Consider the following 17,296-nt stretch of genomic DNA (forward strand, 5'->3'; position numbering starts at 1 on the left):
AACCCGGTTCCGCGGGGACCATGACGCCGCGGCGGGCGCGAACCTTTTGGCTGCGTGGGTGACCTACGCCTTGAGAGAACTGACCGCGCCTGCTGCGCGTCGCCAAGCTTCTGTTCACCGTGCCGGCGCTTTTCGCGGCCGGACGTGACGAGAGCCGATTGACGGTCGCGCGCCCGCCTCTTCAGAACGTCCGGTGCAAGCGTGGGCTTTCCCGTCATGGAGACAGGATGATCGAGCACATCAACAAGCAGCGCGTGCGCAAGCTGCTCGAGGCCCATGCCGCCGGCGATTTCGACGCGGTCCTGGCCCATTGCAGCGAGGACATCGAGCATTTCGCCTCCGCGCCGATCGACATCTTCCCCCATCTCGGCCGCCGCGTCGGCAAGGCCGAGGTGCGGCAGATGTGGGAGATGACGCGCAGCCGCTATGCCGATGTCAGGCACGAGATCAAGACCATGATCTGCGAAGGCGAGCAGGTTGCCGCCGACCTGCGCATCTTCCTGCGCAAACGCGACAATGACCGCATCGTGCAATACGACCTCGCCGCCTTCTACACCCTGCGCGACGGCCGCATCAGCCGCATCCGCGAGATCATGGATACGTTCGACCTGGTGCAGCAGGTGCTCGAATGCGATCTCAGCCGGCTGCTGATCGCAGGCACCGCCCGCCCCTGAGGCCCGCGCGACGCGGATTGCCGCCGATCACGCAAACGTCACTGGCACTAGGTTCCGCTCATTGAACCTCGCCTCTGCGCCCCGAACCCATCAGCGGGCGGTTGATGGGGCATGGCTGAGATGAGAATCGCGTTCCTCGCGATAGCGGGACTGATCATGGGCGTCGTGGGCGGCGCCACGGTGGGCATCGGCCTCGGACTGGGGTGGATCCAGCTGTTCAATAGCAGCGAATTTGAAGGCTATGCCGGCATGCTGGTGTTCTTCACCTTCATGCCGCTCGGCGCGCTGATCGGCGGCCTCGGCGGGGCAACCCTGTTCGGCATGGCCGCCTTACGCGAGCATGAGGCAACCATTGCGCGTCAGCGCATGGGTCACGAGGGCGTTAACGAGGCGTGAATGCGGGAAGGCCTCGCGATCGCAACACGGACACGCATTTGTGCGATGCAAAAACAAGCCTTGCGGGTGTCGCTGTTTCGCGTATCTGGTGCAGCGGAAATGAGATTCGGTGCCCGGCGCGACTCCATTGACGATGTCGCCTGAAGACTGGTGCGCCGCCTTGCAAGCCAGATCAGGATCACCATCAGGATGACGGAGCACAGCCTCTGGCGTCTGTCGCACGCATTGCATCGCGCGATCAACGAACGCCATTTCGACCCGCTCGCCGAACTCATCGACGACGACATCGACTGGGCCATCTACGGCCCGATCGACATGTTTCCCTTCCTCGGCGCTCGGCTCGGCAAAGAGGCCGTGCTCGATGCCATCCGGCAGATCGCCGACCATGTGCGCATCCGGAAGCTGGAGCGTGAGACCCTGATGCTGGGTGACAGCACCGCCGCCACCATGGTCCGCTGCGCGATGACCACACAGCATTCGGACAAGCCGATCACAACACGGCTCGCGCAATTCCTGCAGTTTCGCGCCGGCAAGCTGGCGCGGCTGCGTATCCTGATCGACACCTTCGATCTGGTCGAGCAGACCTTGGGCCATCCGATCGACCTGCCGCGGATCGGCAGCTTCGCCTGATCTTCCGTTACAAAGTTGTATAAATTCGCCCCACAACCAAACACATCGTGATTGGTGCGGTCATAATTTTGCGCCAAGATTCAACCATATTCCGGCGGACAGGTTCGGGCGGCGGGGGTTGCTCTCATGATATCGTGTGGTCGCGCGCTGGCGATTATCACAACCAGCTTTGGGCTCACTGCGGCCGCCGCCCAGGCGCAGACATTGATGCAGGCGACGCCACCGCTGCAAATCACGCCGTGGCAGCAAATTGCTCCTGCGCCTCAGGACGGCGACGAGGATGGACCGGACAATCAGGCAGCGGCCGTCGATCCGATGCAGGATATCGACGTGAGCAAGCTCGATTGGACTCAACTCGCGATCGACGAGACGACCTTTCTCGACCGGCCTGAAGCCGCGGCCGCGAAACGAAAAGCCGCCGCAGAAAAGGCCGCCGCGCTCGACTGGGCCAACCAGAACAAGGGCGCAGCAACAGGCGTCTCGGTCAAGCAATCGGTCTCACCGTTCTGGGATACGCGCATCGGCGCTGACATGACCGTCGCGCGACAACCGACAACGATGTCCGAACTGCTGGCCGAGAAAGCCGAGAACGGCGGCAACGCTCCGCAATCCGGCGGCTCGGCCTGGGCCGCCGTCACCGCGCCGGGCGCCGGCTCCATCTGGGACAAGACAGCGATCGAGGCGCGCGTCGATCCCGGCTCGGACCAGAGCCGGATCGGCACCACCATCACCAAGGCGGTGCCGATTGATCATTACAATCTGACCCTGCAGAACGGCTACAATGTCACGCAACAGGGCATGGTGCCGATTCCGGGCGCAGCGCCGCGCTCCAGTCGCAGCTTCGATACCGAGCAGTCCGCGAAACTATCCATCCAGGATACTGGTACGAGTGTCACCGCCGGGCAGACGCTGTCGTCCAGTGACGACAAATGGCTGCGCAAGATCGGCGCCGAGCAGAAGCTCTCCGATGGCCTCAGCGTATCGGGCTCGATCGGCGAGACGGCGCAAGGCGGCACCAGCAAAAGCATCTCCGCCGGCTTCAAGCGGAGCTGGTGAGCTTGACAATTGTGGCGACTTGCCACGAATGATCGAACCGCTGCCGCAGCTTCGCCGCGATGTGGCCCAATTTGGCCGCACTGATAGGTTTAGGTTTTCGTCGTGCGGGGACACCGCGCTCGCTTGAACGCGAAATGAGGAATGAGCCGATGAATGTTATCCGTCCGGACAAGATCGAGGGAACTGAAACCGAGCTGGATCCGGATCTGGCTGCAGTGTCCGAAGTCGAGGCCGGCATTCGTGATTTCGTCCGCAACGACATCGCTTACCTGCGCCGTCCGAATGCCACCGCCGCAGCAGCCACAGCTGAGCCTGCGATCGATGCGGATGCGGCGGTCAACAGCGTCACGTCGCTGATCCAGCGCGTCGCGGGGACCTCGCTGTCGGAGATCGAGAACCTGATCGGGGAGCTCGAGAGCCTGCGCGAACTGCTGCATGCTGAAGGCCAGCGCGTTCAGCGCGAGATCGCGAGCTACGCCCAGCTCAGTCAGGCCGCGATGAAATCCACCCGCGCCATCGCCGAGAATGTGACGCAGTGGAAGCGCGCGGCCGACGGCCTGCGCAACAGCTGAGCCCTTCCTGAGAGTTCATCGAGAACCGCCGCGCGTGGCTTCGCGCGGCGGCTTTCGTCGTAGCGAAGGGTTGTCTCCGGTAATGACGCGCCCCATCGTCGGGCGGGTGCGTAGTCAGGACTGATCTTGATAAAGGCAACAGGCCGAGGAAGGTTCAACCTCGTCCACCGCACCAAGGGCGGTGGTTGCTGAGACCGATGCGGTCCGCGTCATCGGATCGGGTCAATCCCGTGGCGGTCGGGGTCGTCCGCGTCAACCGCCGGGCTGTTTGGTCGATGCGCCGCAGGCGCGGCGTTAACGAAGTCTTAACGATCACTCCTCGATCGAGGCCGACGTCTCCAACGAATACGAACCGTCGGCATAGCCCTTCACGACCATCCCGGTCGCAAGCATTACCGCGAGCGTCACGCTGGCAAAGATAAAGCCAAGGAGTTTCAGACCGCTCCGATCTGCCATGCTTACTCACCCCAAATCCTGATCCCTGGATGGCCGTCTTATAGAGTCCGGGTTCAGAATGCGTTAGCGCGAACTTCGTTCCGCGCCGACAAATCCCGCCAAGCGTGACCTTTTCGCCTCAACCATTGTTCCGCCGTGGCACAAAGGCCGACGCAAGAACGGAGAACACCAACTCATCGCGTTGATTGATGCCGATGTTGCGCACTTGCAGAATCCCCCACTGCGGACGCGAGGCGGATGCGCGCAACGAATCGATTTCGCTGGAGTAGGTGATCATATCACCGGCGAGCACCGGCTTGTACCAGCGTAGATCCTTGAAGCCAGGCGACGGACCGCCGAGAACGATCGGCTCGCCGCGCGCGCGTGCAAGATCTGCGAGCCGCTGATTGTCGGCAACAATCAATTTCATGCAGACCGATCCCACATGCCAGCCAGATGCGGCCAATCCGCCGAACAGCGAATTGCGGCCCTCGTCCTCGTCGAGATGAAAAGGTTGCGGATCGAATTGCCGAGCGAAACGTTTGATGTCTTCCGCGGTGAACGTGTAGGTGCCGAGTTCGCGCCGCTGTCCAACCTGGAGGTCCTCGAAGAAGCGCATCAGCCGGCCCTCCCGCTGCCGTCGCGCCGCTCGACGATGATTGGCGACACCATCTCGCAGAGCGTCTCGCCAGACTTGTTGCTCACGCTGCATTTGAACGTGACGATGCCGGTCGACGGCCGGCTTTGCGAGACCCGTGCTTCTACGACCTCCACATCGAGCATCAGCTCATCGTCCGGCCGCAACGGCGACAGCCAGCGCACCTCGTTGACCCCCGGCGAGCCGAGCGAGGCGGTCCGGTCAATGAAGCCATCGAACATCATCCGCATCATCAGAGAGCAGAGATGCCAGCCCGAGCCCGAGAGTCCCTTGAGCATCGACTGCAGAGCGGCCTGTTCGTCGAGGTGCATCGGCTGCGGATCGAACTCAGCCGCGAAGGCGATGATCTCGTCGCGGGAGACGAGGCGCGGACCGAAACGGCCGAAATGTCCTTGCGGAAAATCTTCGAAGGTAAGGGTCATGGGGGCAAGATTGGCTGGAACAAGCCCGATTGTGGCCGCACTTTGCAGCAATCACAACCGGGCCGCTCGCATGGCTGACGCCCGGTGCGGTCGCACAAGAGCGCCACGAGGCCCTCCATCCCGAGAACGATGTCGACCGCGCCCGATCGTCATCTGGCGGAAGACCCGGGCAAGACTTAAAGACGGACTTGCCTGCGATTCGGAATTTGCTGGGGGATCAGGATGTTGGAATTTCGCGATTTGTTCCAGTGGGACCGCTTCATCACGCCCACGATCATCAAGACCTTCTATTGGCTGGTGATCGCGCTCATCATTCTCTCCGGAATCCGCGGTATTTTCGCGGGGCTGTCGGAGATGGCCATCAGCCCGTTCGGCGGCTTCCTGATGCTGTTGTCGTCGCTGGCCGGGATCATCGTCGGCATGGTGTTTTCGCGCATCATTGCCGAGTTCGTCCTGATCGTCTTCCGCATCAACGAGCACCTCGGCGCGATCCGCGAGCAGGGCCGGATGTAGCCACCCCTGACGGCGCTAGTTGTTGAAACGGAAGTGCATCACGTCGCCGTCGGCGACGACATACTCCTTGCCCTCGAGACGGAGCTTGCCACCTTCGCGGGCGCCCGCCTCGCCACCGAGCGCGACGTAGTCGGCAAAGGCGATCGTCTCGGCGCGGATGAAGCCCTTCTCGAAATCGGTATGAATGACGCCGGCCGCCGCCGGCGCCTTGGTGCCGCGATGGATGGTCCAGGCGCGCGCCTCCTTCGGACCGACGGTAAAATAAGTAATCAGGTCGAGCAGCTGATAGCCAGCGCGGATCAGCCGGTCGAGGCCGGCCTCCTCCAGACCCAGCGTATCGAGGAAGTCAGCACGTTCCTCGCGCGACAGGGTCGCGATCTCGGATTCGATCTTGGCGGAGATGACGACGGCGACCGCGCCCTCCTCCTTGGCGCGCGCGAACACCGCCTGCGAGAAGCTGTTGCCGTCCTTCGCCGAACCTTCCTCGACGTTGCAGACATAGAGCACCGGCTTGGAGGTCAGCAGTCCGAGCATGCCGAAGGCGCGCTCCTCCTCGGGCTTGCGCTCCAGCAGCCGCGCCGGCTTGCCGTCACGCAACAGCACCAGGGCGCGGCTGACGAGATCGTGCTGCTCCTTGGCGTCCTTGTCGCCGCCCTTCGCCTTCTTGGCGAGGTTGTCGACCCGCTTCTCGAGGCTGTCGAGATCGGACAGCATCAGCTCGGTCTCGATCGTCTCGATGTCGGCGAGCGGCGCGATCTTGCCCTCGACATGGGTGATGTCGGAATCCTCGAAGCAGCGCACCACATGCGCGATCGCGTCCACTTCGCGGATGTTGGCCAGGAACTGGTTGCCGAGGCCCTCGCCCTTGGACGCGCCGCGCACCAGGCCTGCAATGTCGACAAAGGTCAGCCGCGTCGGAATGATCTGGCCCGACTTGGCGATCGCCGCGAGCTTCTCGAGCCGCGGATCGGGCACCGCGACTTCACCGACGTTCGGCTCGATGGTGCAGAACGGATAGTTCGCGGCCTGCGCCGCGGCCGTTTCCGTCAGTGCGTTGAACAGCGTCGACTTGCCGACATTGGGCAACCCGACAATTCCGCATTTGAATCCCATGATCCGTCCCGCATCCTCTCAGCGCAACAGCCAGGCGCTCACGCGGCGCCGGCGTCGCCCTTGTCCAGAAAACCCTTGGCCTGCAGCGCCAGATGCACCTTGTTGGCGAAGGTGGAGTCGCGCTTGCCTGTCAACAAACCCGCATTGTCGGCCACCGCCTGGCAAAGCGCCTCGACCCACGGCATCTCGGACTTGGCGAAGTCCGACAGCACGTGGCCATGCACCAGCTCCTTGACGCCGGGATGACCGATGCCGAGCCGCACGCGGCGGTAGTCATTGCCGAGATGCGCCGAGATCGAGCGCAGCCCGTTATGCCCGGCGATGCCGCCGCCGACCTTCACGCGCAGCTTGCCGGGCGGCAATTCCAGCTCGTCCTGAAACACGGTGACGTCACCGACGCCGAGCTTGAAGAAACTGGCCGCTTCCTGCACCGCGCGGCCGGATTCGTTCATATAGGTCGTGGGCTTCAGAAGGATGACGCGCTCGGAATCGAGCGTGCCTTCCGAGGTCTCACCCTGAAACCTGCGGCGCCAGGGCGAAAAGCCGTGACGCCGCGAAATCTCGTCCACGGCCATGAAGCCGATATTGTGCCGGTTGCGCGCATATTTCGCGCCGGGATTGCCGAGACCGACAAACAGCAGCATGACGCGGCATCCAGACCAGCCGCCGCAGCGGGAGCACGGGACGTCCCGTGCCCCCGCCAGCGGACCGGCTTACTTCTTCTTGTCGCCGGCCGGCTTCGCAGCGGCGGCAGGAGCCTTGGCCGCAGCGGGCGCCTTGGCAGCGGCAGCCGGAGCCGCCGCAGCCGGGGCGGCCGCAGCAGCGCCAGCAGCCTTGTCATCGCCATAGCCCGACGGCGGCACGATGGTGACCAGCGTCGCGTCATCGCGCGACAGCGTCTTCACGCCGGTCGGCAGCTTGACATCGGAGATATGCAGCGAGTGGTTGATCTCGAGCGCGCTGACATCGGCCTCGATGAACTGCGGAATATTCTCCGCCAGGCATTCGAGGTCGAGCGTGTGGGTCACGATGTTGACGGTGCCGCCGCGCTTGACGCCCGGCGCGCCTTCCGACCCCACCACATGCAGGGGCACGCTGACGCGGATGGTCGCGCCCTGGCCGAGTCGCATGAAGTCGACGTGGATCGGGAAGTCCTTGACAGGATCGAGATGGAAGTCGCGCGGGATCACCCGGTGCTTCTTGCCGTCGAGGCTGATGTCGAAGATCGTGGTCAGAAACCGGCCCGCCAGGATGCGCTGGCGCAGCTCGCGGTCCTCGACCGAGATCGGCAGCGGGGGCTGGTTGTCTCCATAAATCACTCCGGGCACTCTCCCGGCGCGACGCTCTGCCCGTGCGGCCCCCTTGCCGACTGACGGACGGGCGGTCGCCTTCAGTTCTCTGACGGTCGCCATCGTGTTAAGTCCTTGTTTTAAAAAGTTAAAGGCCGCAATGCGGCCCGTTGCTGGACGTCCTTCGGCAAGCCTCCAGGGGTGCGGGGGCCGCGGACGTGGCGGCGTTCTAGCGGCAAACCGCCGAAATGACAAGGAAATGAAGGGGCCGGCTGCCCCTTCCTCCCGGCCCGGCCTGGGATGACCCGGCCGCGGCGTCAGCCATCCGCGCTGCCGCTGCCCAGCTGGCCGCCGGCGGCGCCGCCCAATTTGGCCTCCAACGCGGCGATCCGCGCCTTCAAGGCCTCGTTCTCCTCGCGGGCGAGCCTGGCCATGTCCTTGACGGCCTCGAACTCCTCGCGCTTCACGATATCCAGATCGTTCAGGATCTTTTCCGCCTGGTTGCGGATGACGGAATCGACTTCCCGCTTCATGCCCTGAGCGGCGCCTGCGGCATCGTTCATCAGGCGGCCGAGTTCATCGAAAAACCGGTTGTTGGTCTGGGTCATGCTAAAAACTCCGCGTCCCGCGACGAGCACGATGATGGAAGACAGAATGGCGATCCATCCGGTCGCCTTCAAGATGGGCCCGTCTTGTCACGCCGCGGTTTCCTTGTCATCGTACTTGTTGTGCTGGCCGGCCGCGCTGTATGAGCGGCCCAGCGACCGCGTTGCGCCGCGCATGGTCATGCGGGCCCCGTTCGAAGCCCGCGTGCGCCTGAAGCGGAACGCCGTGCCCACGAAAGCCAGTGAATGACGCCTCTCCTCATCGACTTTCCCGTGTTCAATCCGATTGCGATTGCGATCGGCCCGTTCGCCATCCGCTGGTATGCGCTCGCTTATATCTGCGGCATCGTCATCGGCTGGCTCTATGCCCGCTCGCTGCTCAGGAAAGACCGGCTGTGGGGTGGTCCCGCCCCGGTCTCGCTGCCGCAGTTGGACGACTTCATTCTCTGGGTCACGCTCGGCATTATCCTCGGCGGCCGCACAGGTTATGTGCTGTTCTACAATTTGCCGTTCTTCATCGATCACCCGCTGGAGATCTTCGAGCTCTGGAAGGGCGGCATGTCCTTCCATGGCGGCTTCGTGGGCTGCGTGATCGCGGTGATCTGGTTCAGCCGTCGCAATGGTCTGCCGATCCTGTCGCTCGGTGACCTGACCACCGCGGTCGCGCCGATCGGCCTGCTGCTCGGCCGCATCGCCAATTTCATCAACGGCGAATTGTGGGGGCGCGCGGCCGATCCAAGCCTGCCCTGGGCCATGATCTTTCCGACCGACCGCGCCCACCTGCCGCGGCATCCGAGTCAGCTCTATGAAGCAGGCCTCGAGGGCGTCCTGCTGTTCATCGCGCTCGCCGTGATGATCCGGTTCGGCGCACTGAAGCGCCCGGGCCTGATCCTCGGCAGCTTCATCGGCCTCTACGGCGTCGCGCGCATCGTCAGCGAGCTGTTTCGCGAGCCGGACCCGCAACTCGGTTTCCTCTGGCGCGGACTCACCATGGGCATGCTGCTGTCGGTGCCGATGCTCATCGTCGGCGCGATCCTGGTGGTGCGGGCGCTGCGCAAGCCTGAGCCGCATCAAGCCACTCCCTCGCTGCAGGCCAATCCGTGATCGAACTGTCTCCGCTCCACTCCGAGATCAAGCGGGTGATCAAAGCGTCCGGGCCGATGCCGGTCTGGCGCTATATGGAGCTGTGCCTGATGCATCCGCAGCACGGCTATTATATTTCGCGCGATCCGCTCGGGCGCGAGGGCGACTTCACCACCGCCCCCGAAGTGAGCCAGATGTTCGGCGAGTTGCTGGGCCTGTGGGCGGCCTCGGTCTGGAAAGCCTCCGGCTCGCCCCAGCAGTTCCGCCTGATCGAGCTGGGACCCGGCCGCGGCACCATGATGTCCGACGCGCTGCGGGCGCTGCGCGTGCTGCCGCCGCTGTACCAGACGATCTCCGTGCACATGGTCGAGATCAACCCCGTGCTGCGCGAGAAGCAGAAGGCGACCCTGACCGGCCTGCGCAACATCACCTGGCATGAGAGCTTCGACGACGTGCCGGAGGGCCCGAGCGTCATCTTCGCCAATGAATATTTCGACGTGCTGCCGATCCACCAGATGCTGAAGCGCGAGACCGGGTGGCACGAGCGCGTCGTCGAGCTCGATGCGGAGGAGAACTTCGCCTATGGCACGGCTGCCGAGCCCACGCCGGGATTCGAGCTGCTGCTGCCGCCGCTAGTGCGGGCGGCGCCGCTGGGGGCGATCTTCGAATGGCGCCCGAACAACGAGATCATGGCAATCGCCAAGCGCATCCGCGAACAGCGCGGCGCCGCCGTGATCATCGATTATGGTCATGTCCGCAGCGATGTCGGCGACACGTTCCAGGCCATCGCCCGGCACAGCTTTGCCGATCCCCTAAAAACCCCGGGGCTCGCCGACATCACCGCCCACGTCGATTTCGAGGCGCTGGCGCGCGCGGCGGACGCCGTCGGCGCCCGCGTCCACGGGCCGATCACGCAAGGTGAATTCCTGCGCCGGCTCGGCATCGAGACGCGCGCATTGACGTTGATGCAGAAGGCCTCGCCCGACATTTCCAGGGACATCGCAAGCGGGTTGAAACGCCTGATCGAGGGCGGCCGCGGCGGCATGGGCTCGCTGTTCAAGGTGCTCGGCCTGTCCGATGCCAGCATTCCCGTTCTGGCTGGAATCAGCGACGAACATACGGGCGGAAAACCAGGAGGGGCATGATGCTGGTGTCATCGGATGTGATGTCCGCGATTCCCGGCGTGCGGCACGCCTTCTTCACCCGCGAGGGCGGTGTCTCCGACGGCATCTATGCCGGCCTGAATGGCGGGCTCGGATCGAATGACAGGCCTGACAGCGTGCGGGAAAATCGCCGCCGGATGGCGGAGCGGCTCGGCGTCGCGCCGGACCAGCTTCTCAGCCTGCACCAGGTCCATTCGCCCGACGTCGTCATCGCGACCGGTCCCTGGGACGGTCCCGTCCGGCCGAAGGCCGACGCGCTCGTGACCGCGACGCCCAATCTCGCGATCGGCGTGACCACGGCCGATTGCGGGCCGATCCTGTTCGCCGACCCCGAGAGGCGCGTCGTCGGCGCCGCTCATGCCGGCTGGAAGGGCGCGCTGACCGGTGTGATCGAGGCCACGCTGCAGGCGATGGAGGAACTCGGCGCGGAGCGTGGCCGGATCATCGCCGCGATCGGTCCTCTGATCCGCCAGCAAAGCTACGAAGTCGGCGCCGAATTCGTCACGCGTTTCATCGACGACGACGCCGAGCACGCCCGCTTCTTCCTGCCCTCGCAGCGCGAGGGTCACGCGATGTTCGATCTCGGCGGCTTCATCCGGATGCGGCTTGAGAGCGCCGGCGTGCTGCTGATCGACGATCTCGGGCTCGACACCTATGCCGATGAACGCTTCTTCAGCTACCGCCGCTCCGTGCATCGCAAGGAGCCGGACTACGGCCGGCATGTCCACGCGATCATGATCGAGGGCTGAAGCAGGGCGCGATTGTGGCCGCATGGGGGTTGGTTAACCCTTTCTAAACAACAGGCTGCACTCTGTCCCGGTCTGTGGCAGTGGCGACCTAGACGTTAATCGATTTTAACGATATCGCTCCCATCCATGAGGGGAGCGTCGACACCATTGCGACTGATCAGCCGCGCCACGCAGCACGCATGCGTCCTTGCCGCTTTGATCATGTCTGCCGCAACGCTCGCCGGCTGCGCGACCAGCGGCACCAGCGGCCCCGCCAACGCCTATGCGATGGCGCCCTCCTCCGACGGCGCGACCATCGCCTTCGAGCAGATCGACGGGCCGCCACCGCAGATCTTCGACCGCATGGTCAACGTGCTCGACAGCGAGTCCAAGCTGCGCAGCCTCGCCATCGTGTCGCGCGAGGCGCCTGCCGCCTATCGGGTCCGCACCTATCTGTCGGCCCAGGTCGTCAGCGGCAAGAGCGTCATCGCCTGGGTGTTCGACGTCTATGATCGCAACCAGCAGCGCGCGCTCCGCCTGTCCGGCGAAGAGCCGGTCGGACGCGGCGGCCGCGACCCCTGGAACGCCGTCGACGACATGGTGTTGCGGAAGATTGCCCAGGCCGGCTTCAGCGGGCTCACCAACATGCTGAACGGTACGGCGCCTGCCGAGACCGCGCCGGCACAGCCCGCCCCCATCACCCGTGGCCCTGCCGTGGCCGCAACCGAGCCTCCCTCCACCGCTGGCACCAGCGTCGCCGCCCTGGGCTACACCGACCATTAGGCTAGCGGCGCAATTTGCGCCGCTTTTTGACCGGGAAAACAGCTGCGGCGGGTTGCCATGCGCGCAGTGTCCTTGATATCACCTCGCCCGTCACACAGTGCCGGTTCCACGGATATCCCGATATGCTGAACAAGGTCTCCAGCGAGCCGCGAGGAGAATTCGCGATGTCGGCCAAGAACGGCTCCATCAAACTCGTCGCCGGCAACTCCAACCCGGCTCTCGCCGCCGGCATTGCCGCCGAGCTCGGCCTGCCGCTGACAAAGGCCGTGGTCCGGCGCTTCGCCGACATGGAGATCTTCGTCGAGATCCAGGAGAACGTCCGCGGCTCCGACGTCTTCATCCTGCAGTCGACCTCGTATCCCGCGAACGATCTGCTGATGGAGCTGCTGATCATCACCGATGCGCTGCGCCGCGCCTCCGCGCGCCGCATCACTGCCGTGGTTCCATATTTCGGGTACGCGCGGCAGGACCGCAAATCCGGCTCGCGCACGCCGATCTCGGCCAAGCTGGTCGCCAACCTCATCACCCATGCCGGCGTCGATCGCGTCATGACGCTCGACCTGCATGCCGGCCAGATCCAGGGCTTCTTCGACATCCCGACCGACAATCTCTATGCCGCGCCGCTGATGGTACGCGACATCAAGGACCGGTTTGACCTTTCCAACGTGATGGTCGTATCGCCCGACGTCGGCGGCGTCGCGCGCGCCCGTGGCCTCGCCAAGCGCATCAATACGCCGCTTGCGATCGTCGACAAGCGCCGCGAACGGCCCGGCGAATCCGAGGTCATGAACGTGATCGGCGACGTCTCGGGCCGCACCTGCATTCTGATCGACGACATCGTCGATTCCGGCGGCACGCTGGTGAACGCCGCCGATGCGCTGCTCAAGCATGGCGCGAAGGATGTCTACGCCTACATCACCCATGGCGTTCTCTCCGGCGGGGCCGCGACCCGCATCACCTCGTCGCGCCTGAAGGAGCTCGTGATCACCGACTCCATCATGCCGACCGAAGCCGTGCGCAACGCCCCGAACATCCGCGCTTTGCCGATCGCCCCGCTGATCGCCGAAGCCATCGGCCGCACCGCGGCGGAAGAATCGGTGTCGAGCCTGTTCGACTGAGTTGCTGAACTAACAGCATCACGCCGGTCCGCATCGAACTTCGTTCCTACGCGAACCGCCTCGATCTGGTCCACCCTCCCCTGGAGGGGGAGGGTGGGCGTCGTGCCACACGCGCACATGTCGCCGGTCGTGATGACGCCGTGCCTCTTTCATTCCGACAATCTCCCACAGCATCTTGCAGATGAGCTTCCGCGATCTCGCGGCGCGTTTGCGTCCGAGCTCTGAGTCAGCATCGCCCTCGACGTAGAGGGCGCAGGGAAGGCCGGACGCTGGCCGCGCCCGTGGCCCGCCTGCGGAAAAGAATGCAGGCGGCAGGTACCACAGGTCTGGCCGAAGACGTCCGGCCCTCCCTGCGCGATGGTTTTGACGGCTGCTTCGCGTTCTCCCCTGGTGCGCCGGGCTTTCTGGCCACCGTGTCGCGCAATGCGCTTGCGCGCATTACGCTGGATACCAGCATCGGGGTATCAGGACCGCGCGACTTGACCGTGCGTGCCCGATCGTTCGTCCGCGCGACATCAATCGCGCTGCGACCCGACACGCCCACCGCGTTCCGCTGCCGACGTCCGTAACGACCGCGATACGTCCCCTCCGACGCAACGGAACGAGCGGGACTATAATGCTGATTTTACGAAGCCACCAAGCGATTTACTTTTATCCGAAGGACTGGACAGGATTCGGGGAGGCAAGCTGATTTGCCCGGCGGGCAGCCCTCGCATACGATATCCGATGAATTCAGATGCATCAGGAAAGACCGATGAAGTATCCCGACGGGCAACAGGTTGCTCTGGGAGATCGCGTTCGCCTCGGTGCGGATGACGGCGACCTGGTCGTCGCGCATATCGATGCGAACGAGCACGGCGCCGACTATCCGCAAGCCAAATGGGCTCACCTCAAGAAAGGTGCTCTCATCAGATTTCCTGGCTACGGATTGATCCACTACGAAGTAGCAGAGCCTGACCTTCAGTTCGTTTCACGCGCCGCGCTGGACCAATGAGCCAGCACGCGGGCCGGCAAATAGGTTATGGCCGGCGCGGCCATCAATCTGTCAAACACAACGCCAGCGGTCCATCCTTCGCTGCCAGTCGCGACCAACCGGGTTTGCTGCCGTGTTTCAATTGTGCCACCAGCATCTCCGACACACGCACGCGGGCTATCAACTCTGCGTTGAACCGGAGCCATTCGACAGTGATGCAGGATGCCGAGGTCGGCGGAGAAAACTCGATAGCCCCGTCGACAAACTCAGCCGGATTGGCGTAGGGCGCCGCGTCGCGAGCGTCCCATTCGGGCTGCTCCGGCGCTAGACAGCGGTTGTAGAGCCAAACGTCACCACGGATCGCTCCCTCTGCATCCAGCCAATAGGCGTAAGCGACGCGGCCGTCATCCTCGACGACAATCGTAGCGGCGCCGTCTGGCGAGGCAAACTCGCATAAGAACCCTTCGCTCAAGATCTCGCCCTTTCGGAAACGGTCGGCAGCGACAGCCTGAGCCGCTGTCGTTTGTTGGCTCTGTTCGGAATATTGACATTCCATGAATGGTGTGTATAAATACACACCATGAACAGTCGGGACGTCACCTCTGCTCTCCAGCGGGACGGCTGGTTTCAAGTGGCTCAGAAGGGCAGCCACGTCCAGTTCAGGCATCCGAGCAAGACGGGCCGCGCGACCGTTCCTCATCCTGAGCGAGATCTTCCGATCGGCACGCTGAAGAGCATCGAGAAGCAGTCAGGGCTGAAACTGAGGTGAGCACGATGCGGCACTACATCGGTCTTATTCATAAGGATGCCGACAGCCATTTCGGCGTCTCGTTCCCCGATCTTCCGGGCGTGGCGACCGCTGGCACGACTCTGGATGACGCGCGCGTCATGGCCGAAGAGGCCTTGGCGTTGCACATCGAAGGCTTGATCGAAGATGGCGAAGCCGTTCCCGAGCCTTCATCGCTCGAACAGATCATGTCCGATCGGGACAACCGCTCCGGCGTCGCCGTCCTCGTGCCGGTGAAAATCGATCAGCCCAAAACGGTCCGTGTCAATGTCACGCTGCCCGAGGATGTGCTGGCTCAGATCGACCGCTATGCCGCGGTCCATGGCTTCACCCGCTCCGGATTGCTGGTTCAGGCAGCCAAGAGACTCCTGACCGATGAGGCAGCCTGACAACGCCCGAATGCGACGCAGGACACGCGAACGACGTTTCACACCCAGTTGCTCGGCACGAGCTAATTCCAGACCTCATTTCATTGTTTGAGCATGATCTTTTCGGAAAACCGGTTTCCACTTTTCCGGATCATGCTCTCGCAGTCTCTCCGTTACCCAAGCTCATGTTCGGCAGCACCGTGCCATAGCCGAACGCGCCTGATGCCCGAGCATGCCCCGCATTTGCTCGCCCCCCTGAGAGACGGCTCTGGCGTTCGGACCAAGTTGGCCGACGTGTCTCTTCAAGCTCGCTGATCGTTTAGCGTCGGTCAGCGGAAACACGGCGGAGACCAGCGACGACGGCCCCCCCTCACGGTGGTCCCGTTGCGCAAGAGCATCTCGACCGCGTCGGCGACGTTGCGCGCGACATCTTCGGCCGTGTCGTCGCGAACCTGGAGCAACACATGGCAATCCCCCTGCCTTGCACAGCCCGCTTCATTCGGCCACAACACCCAATACGACCCAAGGACAACGACAAGAACACACCCGAGCACTGCCCTCCATGTTCAGCGCCATCGAACGCCCCGCGAGCCCGCCGCCGCGGCTCAGCCAGATCATCGCCGATTTCGGTCCGCTCTATGCCTCGCATGGCTTCATCGGCTGGTTGTTCGCGGTCACCGGGCCGGTCGCCATCATCCTGTCGGTCGGCGCCAATGGCGGGCTGTCGCAGGCCGAGATCGCGTCGTGGATCTTCGGCGTGTTCTTCGTCAACGGCCTGCTCACGATCCTGCTGTCGTGGCGCTACCGCGAGCCGCTGGTGCTGTTCTGGACCATTCCCGGCACCGTGCTGGTCGGCCAGTCGCTGACGCATCTGACCTTCCCGCAAGTGGTCGGTGCGTTCTACGGCACGGCGCTGCTGATGCTCGTTCTCGGGCTGTCGGGCTGGGTCAAGCGCGCGATGCAGTTGGTGCCGATGCCGATCGTGATGGGCATGGTGGCCGGGGTGTTCCTGCGCTTCGGTCTCGATCTGGTCCGCGCCGTGCTCGCCGACTTCGCCATCGCCGGGCCGATGGTCATCATCTGGCTGGTGCTGACAGCCCTGCCCGCGCTCGGGCGGCGCTGTCCGCCGATCATCGGCGCGCTGGTGATCGGCACGCTCGCGGCCTTCATGTTCGGCAAATATGATCAGAGCACCTCGCTGCAGATCGCGCTGATCACGCCGGTGATCCCCACGCCGTCCTGGTCGCTCGCGGCCATGATCGAGCTCGTGGTGCCGCTCGCAGTCACCGTGCTGGTGGTGCAGAACGGCCAGGGCTTTGCCGTGCTGAGCGCCGCCGGCCACACGCCGCCGGTCAACCTCGTCACGGTGGCCTGCGGCATCGGCTCGGCGCTGGCCGCGATCGTCGGCGGCGTCTCGACCTGCCTCACTGGCCCGACCAACGCGATCGTCGTCGCCGGCGGCGAGCGCAAGCGTCATTATACCGCCGCGATGCTGGTCGGCGTGCTGGCGCTCGGCTTCGGCTTGCTGGCGCCGACCTTCACGACGCTGCTGTTGATCGCGCCAAAATCCTTGATCACCACATTGGCCGGACTGGCCATGCTGCGGGTGCTGCAGACGGCGTTCGTGACCGCATTCAAGACGCGGTTCTCGCTCGGCGCGCTGATCGCCTTCCTGGTCACGGTGGCCGATATGCCGCTGCTGAATATCGGCGCCGCATTCTGGGGGCTGGTCGCCGGCTTTGCGACCTCCTGGCTGCTGGAGCGGGCCGACTTCACAGCCGAGGCTCCGAGGTAAGTCGAAGCGCCTGCGATCTCGCTGCATCGCGTCACGCTCGATCGTGACATCTGCGCACATCGCGCAACGCCCTGTTGCGGCGCCGCTGGATCGCGCTACACTTCCCGACCAAACAAGAATGATCTCAAGAATCAT

General features: G+C 64.1%; 24 protein-coding genes. 16 read left to right on the forward strand and 8 right to left on the reverse strand.

The features are described 5' to 3' along the window. The first annotated feature begins 227 nt into the window (after nt 1–227). The 5 genes from ACVIJ6_RS03675 to ACVIJ6_RS03695 all read left to right on the forward strand — a co-directional run bounded on the left by ACVIJ6_RS03675 (nt 228) and on the right by ACVIJ6_RS03695 (nt 3,328). Nucleotides 228–674 (forward strand): nuclear transport factor 2 family protein, encoded by a 447-nt coding sequence (locus tag ACVIJ6_RS03675; protein WP_456771539.1) that lies wholly within the window; start codon nt 228–230, stop codon nt 672–674. Nucleotides 675–794: 120 nt separating this feature from the next. Continuing rightward, nucleotides 795–1,070 carry a hypothetical protein gene (locus ACVIJ6_RS03680; protein WP_456776890.1) on the forward strand — a complete coding sequence of 92 codons (276 nt, stop codon included), beginning with the start codon at nt 795–797 and terminating at the stop codon, nt 1,068–1,070. Nucleotides 1,071–1,259: 189 nt separating this feature from the next. After that, nucleotides 1,260–1,700, forward strand: coding sequence for a nuclear transport factor 2 family protein (locus ACVIJ6_RS03685; RefSeq protein WP_012042013.1), 441 nt, complete (start codon nt 1,260–1,262; stop codon nt 1,698–1,700). Between the two features lie 126 nt (nt 1,701–1,826). Then, the gene (locus ACVIJ6_RS03690) at nt 1,827–2,756 is read left to right on the forward strand and encodes a hypothetical protein (protein ID WP_456771540.1); all 930 of its coding nucleotides are present in this window, start codon (nt 1,827–1,829) and stop codon (nt 2,754–2,756) included. Nucleotides 2,757–2,905: 149 nt separating this feature from the next. Beyond that, nucleotides 2,906–3,328 carry a hypothetical protein gene (locus ACVIJ6_RS03695; protein ID WP_012042011.1) on the forward strand — a complete coding sequence of 141 codons (423 nt, stop codon included), beginning with the start codon at nt 2,906–2,908 and terminating at the stop codon, nt 3,326–3,328. Nucleotides 3,329–3,640: 312 nt separating this feature from the next. On the opposite strand, the gene ACVIJ6_RS03700 is transcribed toward ACVIJ6_RS03695, so the two are convergent. The 3 genes from ACVIJ6_RS03700 to ACVIJ6_RS03710 all read right to left on the reverse strand — a co-directional run bounded on the left by ACVIJ6_RS03700 (nt 3,641) and on the right by ACVIJ6_RS03710 (nt 4,843). After that, nucleotides 3,641–3,784 (reverse strand): hypothetical protein, encoded by a 144-nt coding sequence (locus ACVIJ6_RS03700; RefSeq protein ID WP_041750475.1) that lies wholly within the window; start codon nt 3,782–3,784, stop codon nt 3,641–3,643. Nucleotides 3,785–3,902: 118 nt separating this feature from the next. After that, the gene (locus ACVIJ6_RS03705) at nt 3,903–4,382 is read right to left on the reverse strand and encodes a MaoC family dehydratase (RefSeq protein ID WP_456771541.1); all 480 of its coding nucleotides are present in this window, start codon (nt 4,380–4,382) and stop codon (nt 3,903–3,905) included. Further along, nucleotides 4,382–4,843 (reverse strand): MaoC family dehydratase, encoded by a 462-nt coding sequence (locus tag ACVIJ6_RS03710; protein ID WP_456771542.1) that lies wholly within the window; start codon nt 4,841–4,843, stop codon nt 4,382–4,384. Before ACVIJ6_RS03710 ends, ACVIJ6_RS03705 begins: the two co-directional genes overlap by 1 nt. A 222-nt stretch (nt 4,844–5,065) precedes the next feature. Here ACVIJ6_RS03710 and ACVIJ6_RS03715 point away from each other — a divergent pair, with 222 nt between their 5' ends. Further along, nucleotides 5,066–5,356 (forward strand): DUF4282 domain-containing protein, encoded by a 291-nt coding sequence (locus ACVIJ6_RS03715; RefSeq protein ID WP_041750474.1) that lies wholly within the window; start codon nt 5,066–5,068, stop codon nt 5,354–5,356. A gap of 15 nt (nt 5,357–5,371) precedes the next feature. On the opposite strand, the gene ychF is transcribed toward ACVIJ6_RS03715, so the two are convergent. The 4 genes from ychF to ACVIJ6_RS03735 form a co-directional block, all read right to left on the reverse strand. Continuing rightward, the gene (gene ychF, locus ACVIJ6_RS03720; protein WP_456771543.1) at nt 5,372–6,469 is read right to left on the reverse strand and encodes a redox-regulated ATPase YchF; all 1,098 of its coding nucleotides are present in this window, start codon (nt 6,467–6,469) and stop codon (nt 5,372–5,374) included. Nucleotides 6,470–6,507: 38 nt separating this feature from the next. After that, nucleotides 6,508–7,113 (reverse strand): aminoacyl-tRNA hydrolase, encoded by a 606-nt coding sequence (pth, locus tag ACVIJ6_RS03725; RefSeq protein WP_456771544.1) that lies wholly within the window; start codon nt 7,111–7,113, stop codon nt 6,508–6,510. A 69-nt stretch (nt 7,114–7,182) separates the two neighbouring features. Next, nucleotides 7,183–7,881 carry a 50S ribosomal protein L25/general stress protein Ctc gene (locus tag ACVIJ6_RS03730; RefSeq protein WP_456771545.1) on the reverse strand — a complete coding sequence of 233 codons (699 nt, stop codon included), beginning with the start codon at nt 7,879–7,881 and terminating at the stop codon, nt 7,183–7,185. A gap of 194 nt (nt 7,882–8,075) precedes the next feature. Then, nucleotides 8,076–8,366: an accessory factor UbiK family protein gene (locus ACVIJ6_RS03735; protein WP_456771546.1), complete on the reverse strand. Its 291-nt coding sequence runs from the start codon at nt 8,364–8,366 to the stop codon at nt 8,076–8,078. A 46-nt stretch (nt 8,367–8,412) separates the two neighbouring features. On the opposite strand from ACVIJ6_RS03735, the gene ACVIJ6_RS03740 reads away from it, so the two are divergent. The 7 genes from ACVIJ6_RS03740 to ACVIJ6_RS03770 all read left to right on the forward strand — a co-directional run bounded on the left by ACVIJ6_RS03740 (nt 8,413) and on the right by ACVIJ6_RS03770 (nt 14,232). Next, the gene (locus tag ACVIJ6_RS03740) at nt 8,413–8,613 is read left to right on the forward strand and encodes a hypothetical protein (RefSeq protein ID WP_456771547.1); all 201 of its coding nucleotides are present in this window, start codon (nt 8,413–8,415) and stop codon (nt 8,611–8,613) included. Further along, the gene (gene lgt / locus ACVIJ6_RS03745; RefSeq protein WP_456771548.1) at nt 8,610–9,467 is read left to right on the forward strand and encodes a prolipoprotein diacylglyceryl transferase; all 858 of its coding nucleotides are present in this window, start codon (nt 8,610–8,612) and stop codon (nt 9,465–9,467) included. Before ACVIJ6_RS03740 ends, lgt begins: the two co-directional genes overlap by 4 nt. Beyond that, nucleotides 9,464–10,591, forward strand: a complete 1,128-nt coding sequence (locus ACVIJ6_RS03750; protein WP_456771549.1) for a class I SAM-dependent methyltransferase — start codon at nt 9,464–9,466, stop codon at nt 10,589–10,591. The genes lgt and ACVIJ6_RS03750 overlap by 4 nt, the downstream gene beginning before the upstream one ends. Nucleotides 10,592–10,611: 20 nt before the next feature. Continuing rightward, the gene (gene pgeF, locus ACVIJ6_RS03755; RefSeq protein WP_456776891.1) at nt 10,612–11,358 is read left to right on the forward strand and encodes a peptidoglycan editing factor PgeF; all 747 of its coding nucleotides are present in this window, start codon (nt 10,612–10,614) and stop codon (nt 11,356–11,358) included. Between the two features lie 201 nt (nt 11,359–11,559). Then, complete coding sequence (locus ACVIJ6_RS03760) at nt 11,560–12,120, forward strand: hypothetical protein (protein ID WP_456771550.1); 561 nt, start codon at nt 11,560–11,562, stop codon at nt 12,118–12,120. 164 nt (nt 12,121–12,284) lie between these two features. Beyond that, nucleotides 12,285–13,238, forward strand: coding sequence for a ribose-phosphate pyrophosphokinase (locus ACVIJ6_RS03765; RefSeq protein ID WP_456776892.1), 954 nt, complete (start codon nt 12,285–12,287; stop codon nt 13,236–13,238). 754 nt (nt 13,239–13,992) lie between these two features. Beyond that, nucleotides 13,993–14,232 (forward strand): hypothetical protein, encoded by a 240-nt coding sequence (locus ACVIJ6_RS03770; protein ID WP_456771551.1) that lies wholly within the window; start codon nt 13,993–13,995, stop codon nt 14,230–14,232. Nucleotides 14,233–14,275: 43 nt separating this feature from the next. Here ACVIJ6_RS03770 and ACVIJ6_RS03775 read toward each other — a convergent pair whose 3' ends face one another. Beyond that, entirely contained in the window at nt 14,276–14,878 is a 603-nt protein-coding gene (locus ACVIJ6_RS03775; protein WP_456777178.1) for a hypothetical protein, read from the reverse strand. Between ACVIJ6_RS03775 and ACVIJ6_RS03780 the strand changes: the two genes are divergently transcribed. The 3 genes from ACVIJ6_RS03780 to ACVIJ6_RS03790 all read left to right on the forward strand — a co-directional run bounded on the left by ACVIJ6_RS03780 (nt 14,792) and on the right by ACVIJ6_RS03790 (nt 17,161). Continuing rightward, entirely contained in the window at nt 14,792–14,980 is a 189-nt protein-coding gene (locus ACVIJ6_RS03780; protein ID WP_456771552.1) for a type II toxin-antitoxin system HicA family toxin, read from the forward strand. The two genes, ACVIJ6_RS03775 and ACVIJ6_RS03780, sit on opposite strands and share 87 nt — an antisense overlap. A gap of 5 nt (nt 14,981–14,985) precedes the next feature. Beyond that, a complete protein-coding gene (locus ACVIJ6_RS03785; protein ID WP_456771553.1) occupies nt 14,986–15,387 on the forward strand; it encodes a type II toxin-antitoxin system HicB family antitoxin in 402 nt (133 codons plus the stop codon). A 541-nt stretch (nt 15,388–15,928) separates the two neighbouring features. Continuing rightward, on the forward strand, nt 15,929–17,161 hold the full coding sequence (locus tag ACVIJ6_RS03790; RefSeq protein ID WP_456771554.1) for a benzoate/H(+) symporter BenE family transporter: 1,233 nt from the start codon (nt 15,929–15,931) through the stop codon (nt 17,159–17,161). Nucleotides 17,162–17,296: the final 135 nt, after the last annotated feature.

Source organism: Bradyrhizobium sp. USDA 4369 (genome assembly GCF_054056435.1).